Annotated in this window: 9 protein-coding genes; 6 read left to right on the plus strand and 3 right to left on the minus strand. The window is 27.0% G+C overall.

Features of this window, described 5'->3' with window-relative positions:
- The first annotated feature begins 140 nt into the window (after nucleotides 1–140).
- The 3 genes from ACXYRN_RS03930 (at nucleotide 141) to ACXYRN_RS03940 (ending at nucleotide 1,823) form a co-directional block, all read left to right on the plus strand.
- On the plus strand, nucleotides 141–521 hold the full coding sequence (locus ACXYRN_RS03930; protein WP_435129138.1) for a hypothetical protein: 381 nt from the start codon (nucleotides 141–143) through the stop codon (nucleotides 519–521).
- Between the two features lie 10 nt (nucleotides 522–531).
- Nucleotides 532–951, plus strand: a complete 420-nt coding sequence (locus tag ACXYRN_RS03935) for a hypothetical protein (protein WP_458607744.1) — start codon at nucleotides 532–534, stop codon at nucleotides 949–951.
- A gap of 212 nt (nucleotides 952–1,163) precedes the next feature.
- Nucleotides 1,164–1,823, plus strand: coding sequence for a hypothetical protein (locus ACXYRN_RS03940; protein WP_458607745.1), 660 nt, complete (start codon nucleotides 1,164–1,166; stop codon nucleotides 1,821–1,823).
- A 26-nt stretch (nucleotides 1,824–1,849) separates the two neighbouring features.
- Here the strand turns inward: ACXYRN_RS03940 and ACXYRN_RS03945 are convergent, their stop codons facing one another.
- From ACXYRN_RS03945 to ACXYRN_RS03955, 3 genes are all read right to left on the minus strand, one after another.
- Entirely contained in the window at nucleotides 1,850–3,286 is a 1,437-nt protein-coding gene (locus ACXYRN_RS03945; protein WP_458607746.1) for an MFS transporter, read from the minus strand.
- Nucleotides 3,287–3,315: 29 nt separating this feature from the next.
- The gene (locus ACXYRN_RS03950) at nucleotides 3,316–4,113 is read right to left on the minus strand and encodes an alpha/beta hydrolase (protein ID WP_458607747.1); all 798 of its coding nucleotides are present in this window, start codon (nucleotides 4,111–4,113) and stop codon (nucleotides 3,316–3,318) included.
- A gap of 189 nt (nucleotides 4,114–4,302) precedes the next feature.
- Nucleotides 4,303–5,718 (minus strand): MFS transporter, encoded by a 1,416-nt coding sequence (locus ACXYRN_RS03955; RefSeq protein WP_458607748.1) that lies wholly within the window; start codon nucleotides 5,716–5,718, stop codon nucleotides 4,303–4,305.
- 294 nt (nucleotides 5,719–6,012) lie between these two features.
- Between ACXYRN_RS03955 and ACXYRN_RS03960 the strand changes: the two genes are divergently transcribed.
- From ACXYRN_RS03960 to ACXYRN_RS03970, 3 genes are read left to right on the plus strand one after another with little or no spacing between them, the layout of a single operon-like run.
- The gene (locus ACXYRN_RS03960; protein ID WP_458607749.1) at nucleotides 6,013–6,519 is read left to right on the plus strand and encodes a hypothetical protein; all 507 of its coding nucleotides are present in this window, start codon (nucleotides 6,013–6,015) and stop codon (nucleotides 6,517–6,519) included.
- A 36-nt stretch (nucleotides 6,520–6,555) separates the two neighbouring features.
- Nucleotides 6,556–7,203, plus strand: a complete 648-nt coding sequence (locus ACXYRN_RS03965) for a hypothetical protein (protein WP_458607750.1) — start codon at nucleotides 6,556–6,558, stop codon at nucleotides 7,201–7,203.
- Between the two features lie 56 nt (nucleotides 7,204–7,259).
- Nucleotides 7,260–8,357: a hypothetical protein gene (locus ACXYRN_RS03970; RefSeq protein WP_458597627.1), complete on the plus strand. Its 1,098-nt coding sequence runs from the start codon at nucleotides 7,260–7,262 to the stop codon at nucleotides 8,355–8,357.
- Nucleotides 8,358–8,642: the final 285 nt, after the last annotated feature.

Genomic DNA, 8,642 nt, shown 5'->3' on the forward strand with positions numbered 1-8,642 from the left:
ATAATACAAAACGAATTCAATCTGTTTTAGATTGAAAATCACCTCAGCAATATGCCGAGATGATACAATGTTAATTTTCTGTTAATTTTTATGTCCTTGTTTAGAGTTTGTTTTTTTTTTTTTTTTTGTAGAATTATATTATGGAAAAAGAAAAACTAGAATACTACTTTAAACCTGAGACATTATCAAAATTCGATGAAGGTCAAAAAGAAGTTTTAGAATTAATCATCAATACCAGAAATCTTAATAAAGATCATTTAAAAATTGCCGCAGATGTAAGGTATTCAGCAATACAGATGTTTCAGATATATCTAGCATTGAAAAAAGATGATAATATTGACAATCTTTTCTATATTAGACCAAAATATCCACTACAAGAAATAAGAGCAACAAGAAAGGATATTGAAAATATCGAACGGATTAAAATGCTTCAAAATATTTATGATTCTTTAAGTAAATCACATAAAATTATTGAATCAAAATTAAATGATGTCTATTCTGAGGCTTCAAAAAAATGATAGAGGAATATGTATGCAAAAAGAACAAGAAAAATTAGAATACTATTTTAAACCTGAGACATTATCAAAATTTGATGATGACCAAAAGGAAATCTTAGAATTGATTATTAATAAAAAGGGATTTAATTATAAAGATTTATATCCAATAGCTGATGAGAGATTTTCTCCTTTACAAATGTTTCAAATATTACTTGCATTAGTAGAGGATGTGAAATATTCATTTTTTAAAAATGCAAAATATACATTTGAAGAAATAAGAAGTGTTAGAAAAGACCTAGAGGATATAAAATTCTGAGAAATAATCGAAAAAATCAGCAGGGAAATAGATAGATTTAATCAAGTTTTTATCGAAAAACTTGATAATATTATATATGCAATACAAAATATTCGTATTGTGCATGTGCATAATACATATGTTAGTCATAATCATTAATATATATTAAATTCTAGCTATAAATGTCAAATAAAAGAAAAACAAATTCCCTCAAAGTAGATGAAATTTTGGATGAATATTTTATCTTCTGTAATATTGATAAATATTATAATTATTTAAGAATTAGGAAGATACATATATCCTTAAAAATTGTAAATATTATTTTGTGACTTTTATTTTTTGCTTGCCTAATAAATTTATCAATATGACTTTTGTTTTATATTAGTCCTAAATATATTAATTTAATAAAATTTCCAAAATGAAAATATCAATATATTATTAGATCATTAATTTATACATTCTTCTCTCTACTAATTATAAAATATATATTTAGTTTAGTTGGTGGACATTTTAAATTTTTATATCGGAGTTTTATTTATTCACATAAAGGTTATAAATCATTTTGAGATGGGTTGGATAACACTTATATAAAAAATAAGATTTTAGAAAATATAGCTAATGGTATCGATATTGATATAAGTGGTGTTAAGACAAAATCCGATTTATATATTAAAACAAGCATTATTTTTAAATCCATTTTATTTATTTTATTATTATGTTACTCAATATTATTTATAGTGATTATTGATCCAGATTATAATGTTTTAGGTATTTTAAAGCACCGAGTAAACTTTAATCCTATATGACTCTTTATTACATTAAACACTCTTCTCTTATTTTTATTTATCAGTTGGTTTTTTAGAGGCGGAAAGGCATCATTCAATATAAATGACACTTTTGAAAAATGAATTCAAAATAAATATAAAGATTTTTTTATAAAACAAAAGTACGATGAAGAACAAGAACAAATAAGAAAAAGACATGAAGAATATTTAAAGTGAAAGCGTCCATCAGAAGATGAAAAGTTATAAAAACTTCCTACATAGGAAGTTTTTTACTAATTTACTAATTCTCTTCATTTAAAATTAGTTTTACCAAGTTTTTTAATTTCTTTGATATTAGAAATAAATACTGCAATACCTGCTAATAAACCAACTAACGCGATTGCTAATGCAATACTGATAATAATTCTATATCCTTCTAAACTAGTATGGAATCCATTATATGGTGTGTATGCTTTTCCGATAGCTGATGACATTGGATAAAATCATGCATCTAATGAGAATCCAATAAATGACATAACTCCTACTGATGAAGTATAACTACCTTTTTCAATATGGATTTCATTAAGTTGAGCATATCTTAGTGTTGCCATAGCTCATGTTAGGGAACCAATAAACATAAATAATAGAATACTTAATACAATAATTAAGGTATTAGCATTTTGAATGTATCCAATCAAGATAATAACAACAATAGAAGCGATTGCTAATCCTGTCGAAATTACCAAAAACATAATATATGAACGTGTTTTATCTGCTCAACCACCAATTACTCAAGAAATAAAGATTCTAAATCCATACGAGATAATTCCGGTTAAAATAAATGAAATTCATCCTGGTGCCCCATATTCATTAACCAGCATTTGTAAAACATAATAAGGAAAAACAGTTTGGAAAGTGTACATTCCCATTAAAAACACTGATAATGCTCATAGTTTTCAATTCTTAAGTTTCTTAAATCCTTCTTTTAAAGATGCTTTAAATTTTACTCAAGAAAACTTTTCTTTTGGTTTGTTTGGATCTGCTACCACTTTTTCTATTGGTCGTTCTGGAACCAATAACATTACCAAAATTGCAACTAAAATCAAGAATGCTACTACAATAAAGATATAAACAGCAAATGGAACACCTGATGATGGAACTTGGTTTTTGCTTAATTTTCCAATTCAGAATGTTGCAATTAAGAATCCTAATGCTCAAATTAAAATAAATCCGATGATTCCGTTAAATGAACTTTCTAATCCATATGCATATCCTTGATTTTCTTTTTTAGCTTGTTGTGACACAAGCTTTCATAACGGACTTCAGAACACCAATGTCGATGTTACTCCTCAAAGTCCTCATATAACTGCATATTGTGCAAACAATGAAGCTCTCAATGCTGCTGTTTGTTGATAACTTCTTTGATTAAGCAACAAGATCGCAAACCACACTGCGATAATTGCTGTCGAAATAATCGCAATAAACAACAATCATCTGGAACTAAATTTGTTTGCTAAGAATCCGCCTGGAAGTTGGGTAACTAAAGTAACTATCCCGATGATTGCGATTAATATTGCAACTTGATCTTCTCGGATACCTAAATATAAGTTAAAGTTAGGAATAATATTTTTAAGATAGTAAGGTACTGCTATCACAAAAACATCAGCTGTGGCAAGAATAATTAATGCAACAATTTGCTTTCAGGTAAATTCTTTTAACCTATTTAGCATTTTACTCCTTTCTAATTTTATAATGAATTTTATTTAGCTAAATAAAATTCAGATAGAATGCTAAAGTATTTCACAAAGTCTTCTAAAAATGATACATGTCCTGTATTTTCAATAACTTTAACTGTAACATTTTTAGCATGTGCTAAAAAGTATGTTTTTGTTTTTTCACAATTAATAATCATATCATTTGATCCTAAAACCAATAATGTAGGAACTTTAATACTTTCGATTCCTGCTTCAACAGCATTGTGTAAACTTTCTTCAGCAAGTGAAAAACCTAGTTTCATTACATGTGGGTTGCTTGCTGCACCAGATTCAAAATATGCTCTTTGTTGTGCCTCAACACTAGGGTCTTGTAATGCTTGTAAATACACAGGTGATAAAGCACCTAACAGTGTCTTATATTCATCAAAGGTTTGTGGGGCAAACAATTTAAAGAATTCTTCTTTACGTTCTAATAAAGTCTTATTCATCGGTGAAACATAAATCATTTTAGCAAATAATTCCGGTGCTTTTTTGTATGCAAGTGAAATGGTTCCACCACCCATTGAATGTCCGATTAAAACAACATCTTTTAAATTGTTATCTTTAATGAATTTAATTAATAAGTCCGCAAATGAATCAACACTTACTTCATCACCATTTTTAGGTTCAACCATATTGTTGCCCGGAAATGCTAATGCATAGTAATCGCTAAGTGTTCAGTGCTTCATAAATATATCGTGCAGTTCTGGATTTGAGTTAAATCCATGAACGAATATAATTGGGTTTTTTGGTTGATTATTATCCTTAACAACTAATGGATAATCATATTTTAATGTTTTCATAATCTCCTTTATAATTTAAATAACACATTTATGGAAATGTTTTTATAATAAACATAATTATTATACATTTTTTTAATAATTAGGTTGTTTATTTTTTATTTATTTTCTAAATATATTAATTATATTTTATTTTTTCCACACCTTATTGCAACTAAAAGAAAACTAGGTTAATAACCTAGCTATTAAATACTAATTTTCAAGTTTTCTTCATTTGTAATCTGTTTTACCAAGTCTTTTAAGTTCCAAGGTATTGCTTAAAAATACTATTACACCTGATAAAAATCCTAAGAATGCTACTGATAAAGCAACTAAGATAATTATACGATATCCTTGTAAACTCGGATTTAGTGTTCCTTCGGTTGTAAAACTTTTTCCAATACCTGCTAAAATAGGTGAAAATCAAGCATCTGATGATGAACCAATAAATGACATAATACCAACCGATGAAGCATAGGTTCCTTTTTCAATATGAACTTCATTAACTTGTGCATAACGTAATGTAGCCATCGCTCACACACAGGTCCCAATTACAACAAATAATAAACTACTAATTCCAATTACCACAAAAGAACTTTTTATATATCCTATTAAAATGGTTCCTGCAAGCGAAATAAGTGCCAATGTAGTAGCAATAATTAAAAATAATGTATATGAACGGCTTTTATCTGCTCAGATTCCAACTATTCAGGAAATGAAGATTCTTAACACATATGCTATCAAACCAGTTAGTATCAATACCAATGTTTGGGGTGCATGATACTCATTTGTCATCATTTGCAGAGCATAAAATGGAACCACTGATTGGAAGATGTACATTCCCATTATAAAGAAAGCTAATGCTCATAATTTTCAATTACGGATTGATTTTCAAAATGAAAATAATGATGATTTAAATTTTGCATATGTAAATGGTGTTTTGGGTTTATTGGATTTTTCTCTTGGTTTTTCAGGAACAAAAAATAAGGTAAGCACAGCAATTGCTAATAAAAATACTGCTAAAATAAACACAAAAACTGAAAACGGTACACCTTGATTGCTTACTGGATTTTCTTTAACTACTGGGTATCATAATTTAATAAATAAAAACAATAACACTCATACAAAAATAAATCCAATAATACCATTAAATGAATTAACTACTCCATATGCAATTCCTTGATTTTCCTTAGTTGCTTGTTGTGAAACAAGTTTTCAAAGTGGTGCTCAAAAGATTAGTGTAGAACTTATACCTCATAATCCTCAAATAATTGCATATTGTATATATAATCCTTCATTATTATCATAAGTATAATTTCCAGTAGTCATTAATGCAGCCCCGAATCAAAATGAAATCAAAGCAGTAGTGACACAGGCTCCAAATAACAGTCATCTCGAACTATATTTGTTTGCTAAAAAACCGCCTGGTAGTTGAGTCAATAACTTAACTATACCTATAATTGTTATCAAATTAGCAAGTTGATCCTCACGGATACCTAAGGTTTGGTTAAAGTTTGGGATAATATTTCTAAGATAATACGGAATTGCAATAACAAATACATCAGCAGCAGCTAAAATCGTTAATGCTATTCATTGCTTAGGGGTGAATGATTTAAATCTCGCAAACATATTTTCCTTTCTTGTAAGAAAATAACATAATTTTATGTAAATGTTTCTATATGTAAATGTTTCTATATATGCAAATAAAATTATATAGTATTTTCGAATATGTAAGATTTTTTGAGTTGATTATAATTAAAATTATGCAAAAATATTGCTTTGTGGTATTTTTTTGCATAATTTTATGGTATTTCTTTTCTTAGGATACCTTGTTTTTAAAACGAATTTTAAAACCAAAACAAACACATAATTTTTGAATATAAATCTACCTTATATGATATAATAAAGAAACTAAGGAGAAATATGACAATTAAAAACAAATTATTCTTTATTTCTTCAAGTGTTTCCGCATTAGCACCAATTGCTTTAGTTGTATCTTGCAATTCCGGAAGTCATAAAACTGGTGATGAAGCAAAAAGAGAAGTAGCAGATCAAATATTAAATAACTATGAAAATATTTATAAGAACAATAATACATTATCTTCATTAGGTGTAAGTGGAGTTTCATTTAGTATCGATGCTGAAACTAAAGAAGAAGTAAGAACAGAAGTGATAAAAGATTTAGCCGGTAAAGATGATGCTTTTGTGCAAAAACTTATTGAATATCTAAAAGATACAAAAGAAGCTACATCAGCTTATATATCAGGAAATACACCAAATGCAGCAAGTGGAGTAAGTAAACTTCAACAAAAATACGGGAGCGATGCTGTTCAACTTATGACAACAATATCTAATATATATCTAAAAATTACTCCAATTATCACTAAATCACTAACCAAAAATATTTCTGGTAGTTTGAATTTAGGATAAGTAAATTATAAATATTACTATTTAAATAAGGAAAATATGACATTAAAACGAAAATTTATTTCTTCTTTTACTGCTGCTTCTGTTATAATACCTGTTGCTTTAACAGTTGCCTGTGCTCCGATATACAATAGTCAAGAAGCAAGTAAAAAGTCACATCAAGGAACTACAAACGAAGAAGATATTAGACAGATCGCTAAAAATAATGAAAATATTAATGTTATAAAGCAGAACCTTGCTCAAAAATTTACTACATTAATAACATCACAAAGTTCTAGTATTAATAATTCATTAGGTATTCATATTTCTTTTGCTGCTGACTTAACTAATGAAATGAAACAGGCTGCTCTTGAGGGGTTACAGCAAGTTAACGATATTAATGAATTAAAAAGATTGGAATCTTTTATTGAAGATACCAAAAGTTTATCTCATAAAATTACTTCTTCTGCTTTAACAGGTAATATTGACCTTAATAAAATTCAAAATGAAGCAAATGCTTTAGAGAAAAAACATAACACACCCGAAGATAAAAAAATATTAGAACTATATTTAAACATTATCTCTAAAATGAATTCAAGGGTGTCTCAATGAGCAAGAAGTAAATCAAACTCAATCCCTAATACTTACTCTAATATAAATAATTATGGTTCATATGGTTCAAATATTTATGGTTTAGATTACAGGTAAAAAACTGTTTTTTATTTATAAAAAGTAGTATTATATATAAGTATTCAGAGGTTGTAATGTCAACTAAAAAGAAGTTATTTTGAATTACTACATCAGTTATTTCTGCTGCAACAACATCAGCAGCAGTTATTTTTAGTATAAATTCAAATAACGAAAATAATTTTATTCAAACAAAGACAAATATTTTTAATGATAAAGGAACTGGTGTTAAAAAAGACGATGAATCAAAAATGAAAGATTCAAAGGCTGATATTATCAAAAATCCTAAAAATACCGAAAACCATAAACTTCCTGATTTAGAACCTATTAATAAAAGACTAGAAGTTAAATTTACAACCAGAAAGGAAAATCTACTTGCTCAAATAAGTAGGACTTTACAACAACAGCTTGTCTCATACCAAGCAAATATTAATAATGAATCATCAAAAGATTTTTTAAGTGAAATTCACAGCAACTTAGTAAACTTAGAACCAAAAAATGTGGATAACTTAGTTAAAATTTGAAACAAATTAATTACTTTTATCAACAGCACAGAAGTTAAGACACCACAAAATCTAAATGATGAAATCGTCAAATTAAAGCAAGAATACAATAATCTATATAAACAAGAATTTGAAGTATTTGAGAATATTATAAGCAAATATAATGTCATTATTTCTGTAAAATATAAAGAGCAACAAAAATTACACAGTTTTCCTGTCGTTCCAGTTAATCCTATTAGTGATACTAAACAAAAAAACCCAAAAGACAATAAACAGATAAATAAAATAACAAAAAAATTACACGAAGAGAACATCAAAGAATTTATAAATGAGTATTTAATCTTTAGAACTTATAACCATCTAGAATTACTTAAAAATTATAAAGAGCAAATTTTTATTACATTTAGCAAAATCATTAAACAACTTGATACAAATGATGTTGTTTTAAAACAAGCAATATTGCTTATGAAAGAAATTTCAAATAATATTTCAAAAGTTGCTGATTCAAAAGATGCTGATTATAAAAAGAAAGAAAATGCTATTTTAGTTAATCTAGTTCAAAAACACCAAGAGGCATTTTTATTCTTACAAAAAATAAATCCTATTTATTCCAAAATAGTTAAAATTATTAATGAAAATCAGAATCCAAAAGAAATAGACAAAATAAGTTAGATGAATTTAATCCATAGTTATAACTATGGATTTTTGTAAAAAATGAGATTTTATAAAATTTATCAACTTATTATGTTGTTTATTATATAACTAAGAAGAAAAGATTAATATAAAGTAAGAAGCTGGGTTGGTACCACAACGGTGTCCTACTTTAGTGAATTTGGACAATAAATTGATATCAAATTATTGGTAAAGTTATATAGGCTGCACATATGTGAAGTTTTTAAAAAAATAACAAGCAAACTTGTTATTGGTCAATTATTTGAAATGGAGCGAGTAAAGGGA

Source organism: Mycoplasma sp. 4423 (genome assembly GCF_054353855.1).